We start from the raw sequence: 19,244 nt of genomic DNA, 5'->3' as shown, positions 1-19,244 counted from the left end.
GCTAAAAAGTTCAACTGTCGTTTGTCATTTTCGTAGGATAAAGGATTAATTGTTTTTTTTAAATGATTATTCAGCCGCCATTACTTCGACCTTTTTGTCTTTCACAGAGAACTTCACTCCACCTCCTTCTTCAAGGATTGCGAGAACATTGGAGACTGCTACCTTTTTTGATACATAACCCGTAAACTGCTCCTCAGGCAAAGGACCGTTGTAAACGACATCCAGGTCATACCACCGCGAAAGCTGCCGCATAACCTCCTGAATATTAGTATCCTTAAATTTGAAAAAACCTTTTTGCCAGGCAATTGCACTTTCGATGTCAACTTTTTCTACCGCAATACCCGATGTATTTGATTTTGATTGTTTTACGATCGACTGTTCGCCAGGCTTTAATTTAACCGATTGACCAACTTTCCCGGCCGAACCTTGCAGTGGATACACTTTGACACTTCCTTCAAGAAGCGTGGTTTTCACAACAGCTTCGTCACGATAAGAATTTACGTTGAAATGGGTACCCAAAACTTCAATCACCTGATTATTACAAACAACTAAAAACGGAATTTTCCGATTATCCCGGCGATAGGAAGCAACTTCAAAATAAACCTCCCCGGTGATTTCTACTTTTCTTTCTTCTCCATTAAAAACAGCAGGAAAACGGATGGACGAAAGTGAATTGAGCCAAACCTTTGTTCCGTCGGAAAGATTGATCTGATATTGCCCTGCCTTGGGTGTGGTGATCTGGTTGAAGATATTTGTTTCAATATCTGCTGAAATGTTGGCTCCCTGTTTTGCATAAACCAATTGCCCGTCGGTAACCTTATTAATTTTAATCCCCGACTGGCTGGCAATCTGTCCAGCATCTGCCTCATTCAGATTTATTTTTGAACCGTCAGATAAAGTTAGCATCGCTTTATTTCCGCCCGGCGCCGCATCGTTCGTCTCGATTTGTTGTTTGGCTATTTCTGGTTTGCGCGTTTTGTTTAGGAAAATATAATAACTGCCAATACCGATAAGCACAATTACCGCCGCAGCTGAAAACCTTCGCAAAAAACTCCATAAACCGAAAACCTTGGTTTCAGTTTCACCAGCCGGATTTTCGATCTGGTCGATGCGGTCTTCAATATTTTTGATCAGGGATGTATTTTCATCTACCTGGCTAAAATCAGGTTGACGTCCAGCGATTTGGGCATAGTAATTCACTACCTGTTGCGCCTGCTGAGAAGAAATGGAATTGAACCATTTCAAAAACAGCTCATGCTCCTCAGGCGTATGCTGGTTTTGGATATACCTTTCAAGAAATTCGACGTAGTAATTTTCTTCCATATACTGAGAAGACGGATTGACCTTCGAAAAGAACCCCTCAGTATTGAAATTATTTTTACTTTTTTTTGAATTAATTAAATAGGGAGAAAGAAATACATGAATATTACCATATCCGCTGTTATTTCTCCATGTCTTTTCAGATAATCTTTAACAAAGCCTGTTGCTGCGTAAAGTTGTTTTTTTACCACTGATTTAGAAATACCGAGCTGATCTGCAATCTCATCAAGCGATAATTCTTCTCTCGTCTTCATTTCAAAAACCTGCTTCCTTTTTTCCGGCAGCAGATTTATCGCGTCTTGCGCAAGCTGATAATATTGTCCATAAATCAGATCGTCGTCTGCCTGTTCGTCACAAGCTTCTGAAAACGGAGCTGTCAGAGAAAAAAAACGGGATTGCGATTGCTCCTTCCGGATATGGTCGAGAAGATGATTTTTAGCGATTTTGAAAATATAAGCCTGAAAACCCTGAACCACAAGCAGTCCTTCTTTTTTCTCCCAAATTTTCACAAAAACGTCCTGAACGATCTCTTCGCTTAATTCTCTGGATTTTGTAAAAAGATAAATATATTTCAAAAGGGCAGACAAATAACCACTATATAACCTGGCATAAGCATCCCTGTCCCCGCCTGCGCAGCGATCCATCAACTCCCTCTCATCTGTCAGTCCGGTCATTATATTTGTTTATCAAAAAGCTTAAATTAAAATGGCGAAATTCTTTAAATATTGAAAGATGTAATAACTGATCACGAATGACAATATTATATTTATTCTCCATTTAATTCAAACCAAATTTAGTCAATATTTTAGTTGCTGTGCAAATGGCAGGTTGCAAAAAAATGACTTGATCAGGGATCGAAAGATTTTGTATTGGTTTATGATAAAATAATATCATAAAAACTTTTATTGCCGAATTATATAAAAGCCGGATGACTTATCGTCAACCGGCTCTTTATATTTTTATTTCAGATTTGCTACACTATTCCACCCATCAACGGATCCGTTTTCGTAACGACACCTGTCTCAACGTGGCCGGCGAAACGTTCTTCAAAGTTTTCGTTTCCTTTTATTTTCACACTGAAATCATACCAGTTAAAGTTTTTGGCGAGATTAAGTGTTATCGAAGCCTGTCCACCAGCAGCGACAGACTTATTTTGCGCACCAGATTTGTAACTATTGTCAAGGATTGATAACGTATGCGGTTTTGTATCAAGGTTTGTAATCGTAACCACAACATTTCCCGTTAACCGCGACGGATTCAAACGCGCTGATTCATAAGTACACTTAATTTTAAGCATTGGATTTTTAGAATCTCCGATAAATTCCCTAAAAAATCCGTTTGGCCCATAAACCCTGAAATGGTAATTACCGTTTTCAAAGTCATCAATTTTATACTCATCCTGTAAAACATCACCAGCCGCGACACTATAATCCCAGGATTTTAATGAATCGTTTTGGTATGGGTTCATAGCATAAACACGGAAAGGCGAACCTGTTGCCTTGTTTCCAAAAACCTTGTTCCCAGCGCTGAACGAAAGCGCAACATTGTTTTTTTCTTTGTTGAAAACATTGTGCACGTAAAGCTCATAAGGCAGCGGACAAGCCGAACGAACGCCTTTCTCCTGTTTTGGAAAATAAGGTGACTCAGCATGATTGGTATTAATCTGCTTAATTTCCTCGGCAGTCAGCTGTTTATAATTCGCAGGTGCATCTTTGAATTTCGCCTGATGAATTCCTTCTATAAACGGTTTGCGGTTCAAGAATTCAGGTTTGGTAATTTCTTCGCCATTGTAAGGACGGAAAACAGAAGTCAGATCGCCGCAAATTGTCCTTCTCCACTGCGTGATATTTTCTTCCTTAACTTTCTTACTGAATTTCTTTTCCAGGAAATTTTCAAGGAATTGCAAACATGAAGTATGGTCAAAAACTTCTGAGTTGACAAAACCTCCACGGGACCAGGGTGACGCAACAATCATCGGAACGCGGTAACCGAGGCCAATTGCACCTTCCCGGATATTACTTTCCGACATAGAAGGGTTCGTCTGCTGGGTTCTTGTCGCGAAATCCAATTTAGGATCAATACCTTTTGATACTTTCCCAGTGTGTTCTTTGTAAGGATTCGGAACTACATACGGAGCCATGTGGTCGAAATATCCGTCGTTTTCATCATAGGTTACAATGAATATCGTCTTTTTCCAGACTTCCGGATTTTGCAGCAAAATTTCCATCGCTTCACTCACATACCAAGGCCCAAACCAGGGCTGTCCCGGATGATCCGAAAAGTGAGCTGGCGGCATCAGCCAGGAAACCGTCGGCAAAGTTCCGTTTTTGACATCTTCACGAAATTGATGAAAAACATCTCCTTTCGGCACTTTTAGCTCCCTTTCATTCTCGCCGTCGTCATATTTCAATACTTCCAGTTCGTGGTAATACTGGTCGTTGATATTCGTAATAAATGCTTTATTGTGCAATTCCTTCGCCTGCTCTGAAAGATTATTATAAGTGTCCGTCGTAAATCTTGATTGCGCGGTTTCAATTAATCCCAGCAGTTTTTTTGCTGCCGCAAGCCGCTGTCCTGATTTCTCGTCAGAAGGCTGTTTTTCCAGATCGGAAATCTGCTTTAAAATATTTTCCTTTTTTGTTTGCAAATTCGCGATTCCACCTTCGTGCAGACGAACGTTGTATTGCTTGTAATATTCCAGAACGTTTGTGCCAAAATTACTCAGCCACGCGCTTTCCTCTCCTTTCAACCCATATCCCATGGTCAGCTCATTCTGATAAACTTTCCATGAAACACCGTTTTCCTGCAAGCGTTCCGGATACGTTTTCCAGCTCAATTCAGGATATTCATAGTTACTGTTGTTCCACAAATGCGCCACTGCCTCCACCTCGTTTTTCTCACGAACGGTACCAGTCATCCAATAATGCCGGTTAGGGTGCGTACCCGTTATACTCGAACAGAAATTGTGGTCGCATACCGTGAAAGCATCTGCCAGCGAATAGTAAAATGGAAAATCCTTACGGTCGCAATAACCCATTGTCAATGGAATTTTTGCATAATCCTTGTTCCGCGCTTTCTTGACATCCAGCCACTTATCATATTTCCCGCCATTCATGGCGTCAGTCTGATCTGTCCATCCATGCGGGATTGAGCCCATCCAGGCCACTTTGGTATCTTTCACGTTCAACTGAAAAGGCCCGTAAGTTTCGCCTTCCTTGTTGGTTTGCAACCAAACTTTATTTTTGTCTGGCAGTGAAATCGCCCGTGGATCATTATATCCTCGAACACCTTGTAAAGTGCCCAACTGGTGGTCGAATGAACGGTTTTCCTGCATCAGAAATACGATGTGTTCTGCATCATAAAACGTGCTGCCCAATGCCGGGTTGATTGCCAATGCCTTTTCAATCACTGCTGGCAACATATTTGCCATCGCGCCTGTACCAGACAGAAGCGCTGCCTTCTTTAAAAAATCTCGCCTTGAATTCATTTTGATATTTATACTTTGCAGATTGCCGGCAGAAAATGAGTAAATACATCAACTGCATTTCACCGGAATTGACAATTGATTAACGCTTGCCAAATATATCGCACGAAACCATCAACAATGTTAAGCCGCTGTTAACAGATTGGCACATTTAGATTATTATTCACAACCGAAACTCAGCACATAAACAAAACAGCAAAGGATAAATAATTCTAAACGTTATTAATCAACGAGTTCAAAGACATTTCCTACCTTCTCGCTACCGTTTGCGATTACTGACAACTTATGCTGCCCGATGTAAAACTTGCGTGTTGTGATGAGACGAAAAGATTGTTTTCTGTGAATCTGCGTAGTTTCGCGTGATTGAAAAACTCTCTCACTGATTTTGAAAACCTTTTTTGATAATTGTCCATTCGACTTGAAGTAATAGACCGCATATTCCAATCGGATAATCTGCGCCACGTCAGTATCATTTTTAACCGAAAACGAGAATTCGACACTCTCGCCAATTTTCACTTCTGGCGTCAGAATTTTGAAATCACTAATCAAAATATTTGTACTATCCAGACCAAAATGTCTGAGGATTTCTGAATGTCCCTGCTTCAACAAAGTGCGGCTGCCATGTTTGATAATCGCATCGGTTTCTTTACTCGTTGATTTCCATTTTTCGGCTATGGCAAGTACGATCTGAGGATTATCTTTTGCAATATCATTCAGGCTGTTGGCCACACTTCTTCTTACAGATTCGGAAGGATCATTTTTCAGATTTTCGAGTATGGCCAAAATAGCCTCTGGATTTTTCTTTAATGCCGGTATCGCCATGGCCCAGGGCAATCGCGGACGACTTCCCTCACTCGCGAGGCGACGGACCTTCGGACTTTCATGTTGAGACCAGTTGTACATAAACCGCAGCATCTTCTCGTCGTATTTTAAAATAAAAGGTCGCACGGCAAATTCGCAGCTGATGAATTGTGTTATAAATTCAAAAGCGTTTGCGGATGTTTTCAGATCATCAATTCCGTAAACTTCTATATAATCAGGAAAAAAGATGAAAGCCAGATTGTCATCGGTAAATTTATTTTTCCTCAATCCGGATATTACTTTCTGAATTATTTTGACAGCTTTCGAAAAATCTCCTGGCATAAATTCATGGAAAACCGTTGTGGTATGTTTCATACGCTCCTTCCACTCCATGGACCTAAAATGTTCATTGAAAATAAGTTGCAGGAATTTTTCTTTATCAAAAGATGGTACAGTTTCCGAAAGGACGTCAGCAAATTTGTCGTAAAACGAGGGAGAATATATGTCTTTGATCAGACTCATAATTTCAATAATTTATTGTGAGTGGCGGGTATAATGTGTTGGTTTGGTTTTTGAGGAACAAAAATAATCAGTAAAATCATTTTGCAGGTAGATGAATAATCAATCCCTATGCAAGATCGCATTGTAAACGAAATAACAGATATGAATACGACAAAAATAGGTTGGATAGGTTTAGGAAAAATGGGCGTTCCGATGTCAGATAACCTTATCAAAGCGGAATATGCACTGACCGTTTATAACCGCAGTAAGGATAAAGAAAATGAATTGACTATAAAAGGCGCGCGGACAGCCTCCTCGCCTGCTTCCTTGATTGAACAGTCGGATGTTGTGATCGTGATGGTCTCGGATGATCGTGCGATCCATGATATTTTTCTCGGAGATGCCGGTTTGCTGAGCGCAGAAACAAGTGGAAAAATCATCATCAATATGAGCACCGTCTCCTCTGCCATCAGTAAGGAAATGTCCATTCTTTGCAGTAACCACGACAACCATTACCTTGATGCTCCTGTCTCAGGAAGTGTCAAACAGGCTGAGACTGCCCAGTTGGTTATCATGGTGGGTGGAGAGGAAAATGTGTATGAAAGGGTAAAAGAGATATTTGAAAAACTAGGTAAACTTACCTTGCTTGTCGGAGGAGTGGGCGCAGGAAACGCAGCTAAACTGGCAGTGAATTCGATGATTGGATTTTATACACAGGGCCTGGCAGAGGCAGTCGTTTTCGCAAAGAAAAACAATATCAAGGTTGAAGATTTTTTGACAATCATTAACAACGGCGCGCTGGCAAATCTGTATACCAAAACGAAAGGAGAAGCCATTCTGAATAATAATTTTGAGCCGGCATTTTACCTGAAACACATTCGCAAAGACCTTGGATTAGCACTGGATCAGGGATTGAACACACCGCTTGGTGAGGCTGCGTATGAATCTTTCCGTCAGGCAGAGAAAAAACTTGGAGATCAGGATCTTATTGCGATCATTAAACATTTGGAGCAGCCGGAGTAATTTTCACACCTCTTGTTATTGAAAACCGCTTCACGCAGTCGAAGCGGTTTTCAATAATCGGGTTACTTTAAATTCTTAATAAACCCCGAAATCCTCTCGCCGCGTAGTAAGAATCTGCGCCGTTATGATAAATAAAAACCCTTTCGAACCGACGGTCGCCGAAAATAGCGCCGCCAAGTTTTCTGATTTCAGGAGGCGTTTTCAACCAGCTCGAAGTTTTCAAATCGAAATTTCCAATCTGCTGTAATTGATGATATTGCTCTTCTGATAAAAGTTCGATACCCATTTCCTCCGCCATTTCTACAACACTAGCGGCCGGTTTATTCGCCTTTCTTGATTCGAGAGCCACCAGATCATAGCAAAAACTTCGTCGCTCACCAGGACTTTCCGTCGAACAATCACAAAAAATATATTCACCCGTTTTTTCATCAAAACCGATCACATCCGGCTCTCCACCAGTTTCTTCCATCTTATCCAACGACCAGAGTTTATCCGGATTTGCAGCGATTTTTTCCTGCACCTTTACCCATTCCAGACCTTCATGCCGTTTTGCATTTTTTTCAAAACGGGTTTTTAGAATACCAAACAATTGATCGCAATGTTCTGCCGATAGATCCTTTTTATTGTTTTTCATGATACTTGTGTTTTTGACCTTCCAACGATTTCATTGATCCATATCGGCGCAAACGGCGAAGTGCAACCCTTTGATACTGGATAGTTTCGATAAATACCCAGCTTCTCTCCTATTGCAAGTGCACGGCTGCGATGTTCAGGAAAACGGATGCCAATATTTGCCAAAGTTGAATTCATAGTCCACTGAACTTCCGGCGCGGCATCAGCCATTTCCTCTTCTATCCTGTCAAGAACCGCTGGCAAATCGAGTAACTCTGGGTTTCTGGCCACGCAGCCACTTGTCAGGCTCCATCCTGCCCTGGCGGCCATCACGTTTTCAGAATTCATCCAATCCTTACGAAAGGACTCCGTCTCCGGAAAATCTTTTATTACATACGAATATAACCAGTCTGCAACATGCGTGAATTTTTCCGATTTAACCATAGTCGCAAGCTGCTCCATTGAAAGCTTTTTCGGATTTATAATCAGAATGGCTAAGAAGCGCGCATCAATATTTTCTGTATTCCAAAGTTCCAGAGCCAACGTATGATTGGTCTTTATTTTTTTCGCCAATGCTCTTATATCGCCCATTTTCACGCCGAACTGGTTATCGCCAACACCATGTTTTTTATTAAAATCCCGCATTTTTTCAGTGCCGAGCGTTTCGAGCTGAGAAAGCGTTTCTTGAAGTGTCATATCAACGACATTTATTGATTTATAAAACCGGTTTTTTTATCCAAAGGCCTGAAATACCAGGATATTACTGTCAAAATCAATAATAATAACGGACCGAAAAAGTTCTTTCCGTTATCACCAGCGGCAAGATGAGAAAATATTGCGCCTGACATGGCAAAAAAGAACCCTGCATAGGCCCATTCTTTGACCAAAGGGAATTTCGGAACAAGTATCGCTACGACGCCGAGTATTTTCCAAACGCCAATAATTGTGAGGAAATAAAGCGGATAACCCAGGTGCGCCATCATATCAACCTCTTCTTCCATTTTAATCAGCTGAACGGCGCCGGTTGACAACATGCCCAAAGCAAGCCAGAGGGTCGCGACCCAATAGATAATTTTATTTCTCTTTGACATGATCTATTATTTTAATTGACTCACAATTTCCTGCAAGCGGTTATGTGCCATATTCAGTCCTTGCGCAAAAGGCATTTTCAACATGAGATCTCTTAATACAACCGATCTGTAAATAATCTGCATGATAAGTTTACTCGAATTTTCAGTAAGTTTTTCAAATTCCAGAAATTCAAGCTGCACAGCAAATGGTGTGTTCTCCATCTCAAAAGTTCTGGTAATTTTCTGATTAGCAATAAACTCTGGAATGGTGCCATTGGCACGAAACACAACATTCCCCTGCGGATCCGATGTTTCAAACTGGTAGCTGCCATGTTTTTCACTTTCAAGTTTCAACACTTTCGTTCCCATCCATTGCTCGACAATTTCCGGCTCGACATAGGCCTTAAAAAGCAACTCCACAGGCAGATCAAATTCTCTGGTAATCAGGATTTCCTGTTTCCCCGCCTCGGCATCGACTTTGGTTTTCCGCTCCATATGTTATTATTTTTCTGGTTTATACTGCTTCATGATGGCTTCAAGTTTATTAAACCTGTCGTCCCACATATTGCGGAATGGTTCAATAAAATCGGCTACTTCTTTCATCTTCGTTGCATTGATCTGGTAATAAACCTCCCGTCCGTTTTGCTGCTGCTGAAGCAATTCACACTCGGTTAGTATCTGCAAATGTTTTGACACAGTCGGTCTGGCAGTATCAAAGTTTGAGGCGATCGCTCCTGCCGTCATCGATTGCGAGGCAACCAGTATCAGTATCGCTCTTCTCGTCGGATCTGCAATCGCCTGAAATACATCTCTTCTTAAATTCATTATGTAGCTATTTGACTACGAATATACATGTAGTCATTTGACTACGCAAATTATTTATGATTTAATTTATTTCTTCCCAAAAAGAATCTATTTCCAAAATATTGTTTAATTATTTGGACTAGATATAAATAAGAAACTATATTTGTGAGCCGTTAGTCTACAAAGGACTTTCCATACCTATGAGTTACATTTCGCCCGACAAAATCGCTTTCAGAATTGATGAAGATTCCTTTAAGGAAATCTACAATCTGTATTGGGAAAAAGTCTTTACCGTTTGTTATTCAAATCTGGGTGATTCCGAATCTGCGAAAGGAATGGTTCAGGAAATTTTTAAGTCGCTCTGGGAGCGGAAGGAAGAGCTTGAAATTAATCAGTCTGTGGAACGGTATCTGGTCCGCTCTGCAAAATTCAAGGTTTTCGAGTTTATCCGTAATAAGAAAATCAGGGAACAACATCTTGAAAATATCATTGCCAGCCAAACGTCTTCGTTGAACTTCACGGAAAATGAAGTGATGGCACGCAGTCTTTCTGAGCGGATCAGTTCCCTTATTGAAAACCTCCCCTCCCAGTGTCGAAGGGTTTTTAAGATGAGCCGCGAACAAGGCCTGTCCAACAAAGAGATCGCCTCGGACCTTTTAATTTCAGAGAGAGCGGTCGAATATCACATCTCAAAAGCCGTAACTTCTCTTAAATCCAACCTTCCGGAATATTCCTATTGATTTTATCAATTGTCTGCTTCGTAAATCGATCAGATATGCTACTTTTACTAAAAAGTACTTCTGCGCGTTACGAAAAGCAGCTTAAATGAGGGTTAGTAAGGAGCTTATTGAAAAATACCAATCGGGAAAAACTTCTCCGGAAGAGTCTGCTATGGTTGAAAACTGGCTTCTGGATGATGATACCGATTTTGATATTTCTCTGCCTGACGACCTCAATAAAAAAAAAGTAGAAGCTGAAATGTGGCAAGATATATCTTCTGCATTACCTTCTGCGGAAAACAGGATTTTTAAATTCCGCAAAGGATCAGTTTATATTTCTGCTGCTGCGAGTGCTGCGATCTTACTTATAATTTCCTTTTTTTTATTAAAACATAAAACGCAAGACACGGTTTTAAGGTTGGCAAGCAAACCTGCACCCGTAAATAAAGAAATTCACTCGGTGGATTATACCATTTCACTCGCTCCGGAAAGTAACGCAAGTATCAATTCCGAAAGTGGCCTGATTGATTTTTGTGGAGCCATACTGATCAGCCCTAAAAAGGATGTACTGCTTTCCTTCAACGACGTGTGCGGTGAAAACAAAAACAACACCGGGAAAATGAATTTCAAAAAGGGTGAAACATACATTGCGCTGAATTACCGGAATAATAAAGATAATGAGTTGATTGTGATGGACGAAAAACTGCTGATGGGACTTCCGCCAATTGTAAAAAGGCAGATTATGGATCAGTTTAATATTTGAAATATTCTTCAAAATGAATCGTGCCCACGGCAACCTGACTACGTTAAAAATCTTCGTTCTACTGTCTTTTACCTTTCTTTTTAGTTGTTCTGAAAAACAGACATCTGTGCGTCAGAAGTATAGTATTTATACGATGGCCGATGATTCCCGGGAATACATAAACCAGGTTGACGACCTGTCGTCGGGAGAACTTGATCCTGTTAAAAGCGGAGCCCGCACTTATCCGAAACAAATCTGGTATGACCTCATTGTGAAAGACGGATTTTATTATCGTCTGGAAAGGAAAACTAACTTTTTTCTGAAATATGCGGTTATAAAAAATAAGTATACTCCGGTTGATTCAGTTGCGTTGCCCGGCATGAGTTATTTCGATAATTACAATTGGGTTCATTCGGATACGGTTTTTCTTGCTTCTTACGACCGCAAAACTTCCAGGCTCAGTTATGCCCGTATCAATGTGGAAACGATGAAAGCGGAAACGGGAAATTTACCTGTTTCACTACCAAAATCGCCATTCAACTCGATGTCGATTGGTTTTTCAATGCTTAAAAAAAACAAACTTTTTTTGGGTTATACTTACCACGAAATTTCGCCAACCCATTTCAAAACAACGGATACGGTTTACTTCGATAGACTGACTTATCCCGGTTTAAAGCCAATTAAAACTATTAAAGATAGTCGGTCCACCTATCCCGGCGGTGCTAATACTGCCCAACCAAATACTTTCACTGATCAAAAAGGTGATTTTTATTTGCTGGCGTGCCCCGGAATTGCCCTTGGAAATAACCCTGACCAGCCAACTTCTTTGTATAGAATCAAAAAAAATGACGATGAGCTGGACAGCACTTTTTACTGGAACATTTCCGAATCCATAAAAAATCATGCTTATGGCCTTTGGGACATTGGCAATGGAAAAGCCATGATCCGAAGTGAAAGAAAAGATCTTTTTACAGGTGTTGAAGATCATTACAAAGTGCCACACATCGAATTTTACCTACTCGACCTCAATAAAAAAACGATTAAAAAGCTTGATCTTCCGTTAGACAAGGGGACTTCGCGCCAGTGTGTTTTGGTTGAAAATAGATTGGTCTATTTGTCGATAAATTCTGAAAGCGGCAATTACATCTGGATTTATAACCCAAAAGAGGACACCCTGACGAAAGGGCTGAAGATCAAGGATGATATCGATTATATTCTGCGGATTGAGAAATTACATGAAGATCTGCCGTAACTATTAGATTAACATAAACGAAGACAAAGCTGACTGATTCGGGATTTAAGATTCTGGGTCAGGCAGCTTTTTGTTTTTATTAATAACAAAACAGGAAATTCAAACGATTCCCAGATCTGCGAAAAAAATATTCGTTTCCCACCTTCGGAAAATATTTGCTTGTGCTACTTCTCAAAAGAAAAGGTTGGAATAAGTTCACGACTGTTCCGGCTTAACGCATATTCAGAACATTTATCCCAATGTATTCAGGCAGACTTCTACGCTCCATTTTCTTAACAAGTTTGGTCTTGCTTGGCTCAGTTGCCAATGCGCAGACTTTGATAACCATTTCAGGAACAGTACAATCAGAGGAGGGAAACTCAATTCCCGGTGTTAATTTGACAATTAAAGGAACTTCTTCTGGCACGATTACTGACGCCGAAGGCTTCTATAAAATTGATGTTTCAAAACCGGGAAGTTATACAATTATCGCTTCTTCTGTCGGACAGATCACGCAGTCAAAAACGATTACTATAAAAAATGGGCAGGGGCATACCGTTGATTTTTTTCTAAAAAACGATACCCGGAACATGGACGAAGTTACGGTTCATGGAAAAAATGAAACGCAGGAAATAAAGGAACAGGCTTTTACGGTCAACGCGATTGAAACGAAAAAATTTGCCAATACTACCGCGGATCTGAACCAGGTATTGAATAAAACTGCCGGTGTGCGGGTACGTGAAGAAGGTGGATTGGGATCGGATTTCAATTTCTCCATCAACGGTCTTTCGGGAAAAGCTGTGAAATTTTTTATCGACGGCGTGCCACTTGAACTGATGGGAAGTACGATGTCGCTGAACAATATTCCTGTAAACCTTGCTGAACGTTTGGAAGTTTATAAGGGCGTCGTTCCGGTGAGTTTGGGCTCGGATGCGCTTGGAGGGGCTGTGAATATTGTAACCAATCAACATGTCAATAATTATCTGGATGCCAGTTACAGTTTCGGATCTTTTAATACACACAGACTTGCGCTGAACGGACAATACAGCACAGCCAACGGGTTGATTATCAAAGCAAGTGCCTTCGGAAATTATTCTGACAATAACTATATCATGCGTGGTATGGAGATCTGGGATGAGGCGCAATACAAATATGTCAACAAAGATTTCAGGCGTTTTCATGATCAATATAAATCTGCCATGGGACAGATTGAGCTTGGCGTGATCAATAAAAAATGGGCGGACGTATTTTTCGTTGGCTTCTCCTACTCCGGCACTGAACAGGATATTCAAACTGGTACCCGGCAGGATGTGGTATATGGTGCTGTCACAAAAAACGGTCATGCTTACAATGCATCGGCACGTTACCGGAAAGATAATCTTTTTGTTAAAGGACTGAACGCTAATGTTTTTACATCGAGATCGGTAGATAATTATGTAGTCACAGATACGTCCAGTTACAAATATTATTGGGATGGGTCAAAGGTTAAGACGAGTCTGGCTGAAATAAACGGGTCAAAAGCGATTACCAACATCAACCGTCCGAGAACTTTTGTTCGTGCCAATTTGGGCTACACTTTATCAAAAGTTCATTCATTCAATCTGAACTACACATTTGATCATCTGAAAAACGAAAACTACAACGAGCTCATCAGCGACCGGGCGGATATTCCGGGTATTCTTTCAAAAAATATTATCGGCGCTGCTTATCAGCAAAATCTTTTGAACGACCGGCTGACTAATACGATTTTTGGAAAGATGTATAACATCGGCGTTCAGCAATCGAGACTGGTTACTGCTTCCGGCGAATATGCACAGGCGAATGATTCGCAAACTTACACGGGTTACGGCGTCGCAAGCCGGTTCAGAATTTTGCCGGATCTAGGCATCAAAGCTTCTTTCGAAAAAGCATACCGTTTGCAGGAAGTTGGAGAAATGTTCGGAAACGGATATACCGTGATCGCCAATCTGGATCTGAAACCGGAATCCAGCAACAATTTAAACGTTGGCGCTTATTATGGTATCACGGTTGATAAGCACAAGTTATTTGTGGAAGGATCCTGGTTCTACCGAAATGCCAATGATTTCATTTACGCAGTAGTTTACAAATCAAATTCGAGCGTAAGCCGTTTTGAAAATACGTCAAAAGTAAAAGTTACCGGCCTGGAAGGCGATGTGAAATACAACTACGGCGACCTTTTGTACTTCAATGCAAATGTCAGCTATCAAAACGCGATCAATAATACCAAATATCCGGTTGGCGTGACCAGCGGAACGCCCGAAGCAACCTATCTAAATAAAATACCAAACCAGCCCTGGCTTTTTGCAAACGGAGATTTTAGTATCGGCCAGAATAATATCCTCGGAAAAGCATCCCGAATGCAGCTAAACCTGAGTACGCAATATGTCCACTGGTTTTACCTGACTTGGGAAGCGTACGGTAACAAGGCAGGGAAAAGTACCATTCCCGACCAGTACATTCATAATGCTTCGATCTCCAATTCATGGAACAATGGCAGATACAACGTATCACTTGAATGCAGGAATTTCACAAATAATCTGGCGTTTGACAATTTTCGTTTACAGAAACCCGGCCGTGCATTTTCTGTAAAACTGCGCTATTTCATACACTAAGTTCAATTTTTCTTTTTTCTCAGAACCATATAAAAATCCATAAAATAACCATGTTTAAAAATTTCAGACGCTACACATTTCTGTTTGCTCTCGCACTTATTCCTGTGCTGAATTCCTGTTCAAGCGACGACGATGAAGAAATTGTCGATCCGGTTGAAGAAACGCAGGGAAAATATACTGTCTGGCTGCAAATTGGCAGCTGGCCGAATACTACGCAATATGTTTTGGGCGCTAATTCCTTAACTGAGGGCACGATTGATCTGACCGGTCATGGCGCAGAAGTTACCGGAAAATCTGCCTACGGTATCATCACAAAAGGAGGATATTATTATTACTACAACACCACGAGCGGACGTTTTTCAAAGTTCAAATACGAAAAAGAACTTTATAATACCGTCCTTGAAGTGCCATATACCCACATGGCCGATGTTTCCGGATTTACCTGGATCAATGACAAAACTCTTTTTCTGATCGGAACAAACGGAGATCAGGATAAAGTACATTATTCGGTGGTAGATATTGAAACACTGAAAATGACAAACGGCGTTTTGGATGCACCGGCAGTTCCGGCGGGCTTCAATGATTTCAGCCTTGGCAATATTGAGTTCACAAACGGCAAAGTATTTTTTCAGTTTGGATATACTGCCGAATGGCCGAATCCATGGCAGAAGAAAACCTACATCGGCGTTGTAGATTATGCAACGTTAAAATATGAAAAGACGCTAGAAAGTACAACATCGGCTGGTCCGGGTACAAACAAATTATGGTTATCTTCATCTTTTGTCGATGATAATGGTAATACCTATTTTGCTACCAATGTTGAATGGAGCAGCATTTCCGGCAGACAATCTGCAATTTACAGAATCAAAAAAGGAACAACTGAACTGGACGCAAGTTACACAGTGAACCAGTCGACCCTGGGTTATGAGGGTGTCGGACTTTGGTATATCGGCGGCACAAAAGCGATTTTAAAATATATTGATCCTGCAATCACTGGTACTACGCACATTTATGTATTCGCGGTAATGGACCTTGAAACCGGGAAAATCACAAAGAAACTGACAGAGATTCCTGCTGACGGCGATGCTTATATCCAGAATATTATTGTTGAAGATGGAAAAGTATTCATGATCACCAACGCTGAAACCGGCAAAGATTATGTCTATATCTACGACATCGCTGCGCAAACAGTGAAAACCGGCCTTGAAATCGTTGGCGGTTACGACTGGGTTCTTCGCCTTGACAAAATGAGATAAGCCTAAATATCTATAATAAAACAACCTGGCCGGCCAAAATCCGGACAGGTTGAAAATCTCCTGCTCCATGACAATTCTGAAAAAAATAAATGCCTGGCTTCATTTATGGCTGGGACTCGCATCCGGCATTATCGTTTTTATCGTTGCATTGACCGGCTGCATATTGGTTTTTGAGCAGGAATTTGAATATTTCACACAGCCCTGGATTCACGCAGAGCGACCTGATAATGCACCCTATTTGCTTCCTTCGGTGATTAAGGAAAAAGTTGCCCCCTCATTTCCGGGAAAAGAAATAACCGGTATATGGTACTACGGACACGGCAGAACGGCAAAGCTAAGCATGAATTCTGATTCGGCTGTTTACGTTAATCCTTATAATGCGTCAATTGTTGGGATCGTCAGCGAGGAGAATTTTTTTCACTTTATTCTCGACGGGCATACCTCGCTTTGGGTTGAAGCTAAAAGAGGAGAATTGAATATTGGTGCTGAAATTGTTGAATATGCCACGCTGATATTTTTCATATTACTTATTTCAGGGTTGGTGTTATGGTGGCCAAAAAGATGGAATAAAGCGAACCGGGATAAAAGTTTCAAAATTAAATGGAATGCGAAATTCAAAAGGATTAATTACGATTTGCATAATGTGCTTGGCTTCTACTCCCTGATTGTCGCACTTGTTATCACGATCACAGGCCTGGCTATGGGCTTTGCATGGGTTTCAAAAGGTATTTACTGGCTAAGTTCCGGTGGAAATTCACAGGCTCCGTATGTCAATTCAACTTCGGATACAACCAAAATCATACCTAATATCGGGATGAGAAATGTTGATCTTGCCTTTAAAAAAGGTATAAGCCAGATTGGTATTTATAACAAGGACGCCATCATCATATCTTTCCCGGATGAACCTTCAGAGCCCATTGAGTTATGTACCGACATGCATCATGGATCCTGGCGTTACGTTTATCTTGACCAGTATACACTGGCTGAACTTCCTTCATCTCAGGTTCATATCGACAAATTAAATCTGGCGGATTGGATCAGGCGTACAAATTATGCCACACACGTGGGTGCTATCGGCGGCATCGCAACAAAAATTATCTATTTTATTGTAAGTCTTATTTGTGCCACCCTGCCTTTAACCGGCGCATACGTTTGGTGGGGAAAGAGCAAATGGGGAAAATCTAAGAAGCAAAAGAGACTGAAAACTTCATATCAAACGCAAGTCTAAAAATCAGGTCTCGATTCAGGATAAAAATCGATATTGAATTTTTACCATATCAATTCAAAATACGATATAAATCAAAGAGGATCTGGTCCATGTGGCCAGATCCTCTTTGATTATATTCATTTTTTATTTAATCAGCCGTCATAAACAAATGCCGAAGCTATTTTTCGCTATTTAAAATTTTTAGTGCGTCATAATCTCTATACTGAACAATCAGCGATTTCAGTTGTTTTTTAAGATCTTTCACAACTGCCTCACTTGACTTTTCTGCATACATATTTCTGATTTCGCGTGGATCTTTTTCAAGATCGAACAACTCCCAGGTGTCAATCCCACCATAAAATCTTACCAGCTTATACCGTTTCGTTCTGACACCAAAATGCGGATAAACATGGTGAGGTTCAGGAAATTCATAATAGTGATAATAGGCAGCCTCACGCCATGGAACGTTTGCTTTTGCATTTTTATCCAGCAACGGAAGAAACGATTTCCCCTGAATTGCTTCCGGGATTTTCGCGCCGGCCAGATCCAGAACAGTCGGCGCCCAGTCGATATTTGAGACAAGTTGATCAACCTTTGTTCCTGGTTTGATAACGCCCGGATAACGGATCACGAAAGGCGTTTTCAATGACTCTTCATAAATAAAACGCTTGTCAAACCAGCCATGCTCGCCCATGTAAAAGCCCTGATCAGAAGCATAGATCACCACTGTATTTGTAGCCAAACCCGTCTTATCCAGATAATCCAGAATTTTTCCAATATTGCGATCCAGACCATTGGCCGTTGCCAGATAATCTTTGATATAACGCTGGTATTTCCATTCTGTCAGCGCTTTTCCAGACAACTTTTTATCATCAAATTCCCTGGTTATTTTGTCGTAATAATCTCTTAGTACTTTCTTTTTCTCTTCCGGAAAAAATTTATAGCCAGGCACTTTCTCATAGTCCAGATGCACTTTTAAATCTTCTTTCAAACGCATTGTCTTTTCAATACTCATGTCCTGATCTTTTGCGGCGGCTCTTCCGGTATAGTCATCATAGAAAGTTTCCGGCAAAGGAAAATCGATATGATCATAGGCACCCAGATCCTGCAAGTCAGGATACCATTCCCGGTGCACTGATTTTTGTCCAACCACCAGAAAAAATGGTTTTTTCTCATCACGTTTATTGATCCAGTCCAGGGAACTTTCCGTGATAAGATCAGCTACATAGCCCTGTTTTCTGATGGTATCATTTGGCGCTGTGATAAATTGTGGATTATAATAAACGCCCTGATCAGGCAAAATATTCCAGTAATCGAATCCAGTTGGCAGACTGTTTAAATGCAGTTTCCCAACCCAGGCCGTTTGATAACCACCTTTTTGGAGCAGATCAGGAAATAGTTGCTGCGTAATATCGAATTTGGTTCTGTCATTATTTTTATAACCATTGATATGGCTGTATTTTCCGGTGAGTAAAGTCGCGCGGCTTGGTCCGCAAATGGAATTTGTGACCAGGTTATTTTTAAGTAAAGCCCCTTCTCTGGCAATGCGATCAATATTTGGCGTTTTCGCGATCTTATTTCCATAAGCACCAATCGCCTGATAAGCGTGGTCATCAGAAAATATAAAAACAATGTTCGGACGCTCTCTCGTTTGGGCGAAAATAGCTGACTGGAAACCTATTAAGCAAAGAATTATTGAAACTATTTTTTTCATGTTTAGGAATTAAAAAAATATCAACAAGGTGGTTCAATTGTAAAGATATATTTAAAATCGATCTAATGCCTGGATGCTAAGTTTAAACATTTCGGAATAATAAAATATAACGTTAAGCAGCAAAAAC

17 protein-coding genes are annotated in these 19,244 nt (G+C 40.7%); 7 read left to right on the top strand and 10 right to left on the bottom strand.

The window, feature by feature from the left end:
• Positions 1-66 precede the first annotated feature (66 nt).
• From L0657_RS06290 to L0657_RS06275, 4 genes are all read right to left on the bottom strand, one after another.
• Positions 67-1,323: a FecR family protein gene (locus L0657_RS06290; protein WP_235149566.1), complete on the bottom strand. Its 1,257-nt coding sequence runs from the start codon at positions 1,321-1,323 to the stop codon at positions 67-69.
• Between the two features lie 74 nt (positions 1,324-1,397).
• Positions 1,398-1,994 carry an RNA polymerase sigma factor gene (locus L0657_RS06285; RefSeq protein WP_235149565.1) on the bottom strand — a complete coding sequence of 199 codons (597 nt, stop codon included), beginning with the start codon at positions 1,992-1,994 and terminating at the stop codon, positions 1,398-1,400.
• A 299-nt stretch (positions 1,995-2,293) separates the two neighbouring features.
• Positions 2,294-4,807, bottom strand: a complete 2,514-nt coding sequence (locus L0657_RS06280; RefSeq protein WP_235149564.1) for a phosphocholine-specific phospholipase C — start codon at positions 4,805-4,807, stop codon at positions 2,294-2,296.
• A gap of 219 nt (positions 4,808-5,026) precedes the next feature.
• Positions 5,027-6,127, bottom strand: coding sequence for a DNA alkylation repair protein (locus tag L0657_RS06275; protein WP_235149563.1), 1,101 nt, complete (start codon positions 6,125-6,127; stop codon positions 5,027-5,029).
• 108 nt (positions 6,128-6,235) lie between these two features.
• Between L0657_RS06275 and L0657_RS06270 the strand changes: the two genes are divergently transcribed.
• Positions 6,236-7,129, top strand: a complete 894-nt coding sequence (locus L0657_RS06270) for an NAD(P)-dependent oxidoreductase (protein ID WP_235149562.1) — start codon at positions 6,236-6,238, stop codon at positions 7,127-7,129.
• Between the two features lie 67 nt (positions 7,130-7,196).
• Here the strand turns inward: L0657_RS06270 and L0657_RS06265 are convergent, their stop codons facing one another.
• Genes L0657_RS06265 through L0657_RS06245 form a run of 5 tightly spaced genes read right to left on the bottom strand, consistent with a single transcriptional unit; the run spans position 7,197 to position 9,636 of the window.
• Positions 7,197-7,763 carry a DUF4256 domain-containing protein gene (locus L0657_RS06265; protein ID WP_235149561.1) on the bottom strand — a complete coding sequence of 189 codons (567 nt, stop codon included), beginning with the start codon at positions 7,761-7,763 and terminating at the stop codon, positions 7,197-7,199.
• Positions 7,760-8,437 (bottom strand): DNA alkylation repair protein, encoded by a 678-nt coding sequence (locus L0657_RS06260; protein WP_235149560.1) that lies wholly within the window; start codon positions 8,435-8,437, stop codon positions 7,760-7,762. Before L0657_RS06260 ends, L0657_RS06265 begins: the two co-directional genes overlap by 4 nt.
• Before the next feature lie 11 nt (positions 8,438-8,448).
• Positions 8,449-8,832: a DoxX family protein gene (locus tag L0657_RS06255; RefSeq protein WP_235149559.1), complete on the bottom strand. Its 384-nt coding sequence runs from the start codon at positions 8,830-8,832 to the stop codon at positions 8,449-8,451.
• A gap of 6 nt (positions 8,833-8,838) precedes the next feature.
• Positions 8,839-9,306, bottom strand: coding sequence for an SRPBCC domain-containing protein (locus L0657_RS06250; protein WP_235149558.1), 468 nt, complete (start codon positions 9,304-9,306; stop codon positions 8,839-8,841).
• A gap of 6 nt (positions 9,307-9,312) precedes the next feature.
• Complete coding sequence (locus L0657_RS06245; RefSeq protein WP_235149557.1) at positions 9,313-9,636, bottom strand: helix-turn-helix transcriptional regulator; 324 nt, start codon at positions 9,634-9,636, stop codon at positions 9,313-9,315.
• Between the two features lie 179 nt (positions 9,637-9,815).
• Here L0657_RS06245 and L0657_RS06240 point away from each other — a divergent pair, with 179 nt between their 5' ends.
• From L0657_RS06240 to L0657_RS06215, 6 genes are all read left to right on the top strand, one after another.
• Positions 9,816-10,355, top strand: coding sequence for an RNA polymerase sigma-70 factor (locus tag L0657_RS06240; RefSeq protein WP_235149556.1), 540 nt, complete (start codon positions 9,816-9,818; stop codon positions 10,353-10,355).
• 85 nt (positions 10,356-10,440) lie between these two features.
• Positions 10,441-11,097, top strand: a complete 657-nt coding sequence (locus tag L0657_RS06235; protein WP_235149555.1) for a hypothetical protein — start codon at positions 10,441-10,443, stop codon at positions 11,095-11,097.
• Positions 11,098-11,110: 13 nt separating this feature from the next.
• Positions 11,111-12,328: a hypothetical protein gene (locus tag L0657_RS06230; protein WP_235149554.1), complete on the top strand. Its 1,218-nt coding sequence runs from the start codon at positions 11,111-11,113 to the stop codon at positions 12,326-12,328.
• A 239-nt stretch (positions 12,329-12,567) separates the two neighbouring features.
• Positions 12,568-14,940 carry a TonB-dependent receptor gene (locus L0657_RS06225; protein WP_235149553.1) on the top strand — a complete coding sequence of 791 codons (2,373 nt, stop codon included), beginning with the start codon at positions 12,568-12,570 and terminating at the stop codon, positions 14,938-14,940.
• 50 nt (positions 14,941-14,990) lie between these two features.
• A complete protein-coding gene (locus L0657_RS06220) occupies positions 14,991-16,196 on the top strand; it encodes a DUF4374 domain-containing protein (protein WP_235149552.1) in 1,206 nt (401 codons plus the stop codon).
• Positions 16,197-16,263: 67 nt separating this feature from the next.
• On the top strand, positions 16,264-17,424 hold the full coding sequence (locus L0657_RS06215; RefSeq protein ID WP_235149551.1) for a PepSY domain-containing protein: 1,161 nt from the start codon (positions 16,264-16,266) through the stop codon (positions 17,422-17,424).
• Between the two features lie 157 nt (positions 17,425-17,581).
• On the opposite strand, the gene L0657_RS06210 is transcribed toward L0657_RS06215, so the two are convergent.
• The gene (locus tag L0657_RS06210; RefSeq protein WP_235149550.1) at positions 17,582-19,117 is read right to left on the bottom strand and encodes a sulfatase; all 1,536 of its coding nucleotides are present in this window, start codon (positions 19,115-19,117) and stop codon (positions 17,582-17,584) included.
• Positions 19,118-19,244: the final 127 nt, after the last annotated feature.

The sequence above is a fragment of the Dyadobacter sp. CY345 genome (assembly GCF_021502725.1).
Lineage (GTDB): Bacteria > Bacteroidota > Bacteroidia > Cytophagales > Spirosomataceae > Dyadobacter.
This window is presented reverse-complemented; position numbering and strand designations above follow the sequence as displayed.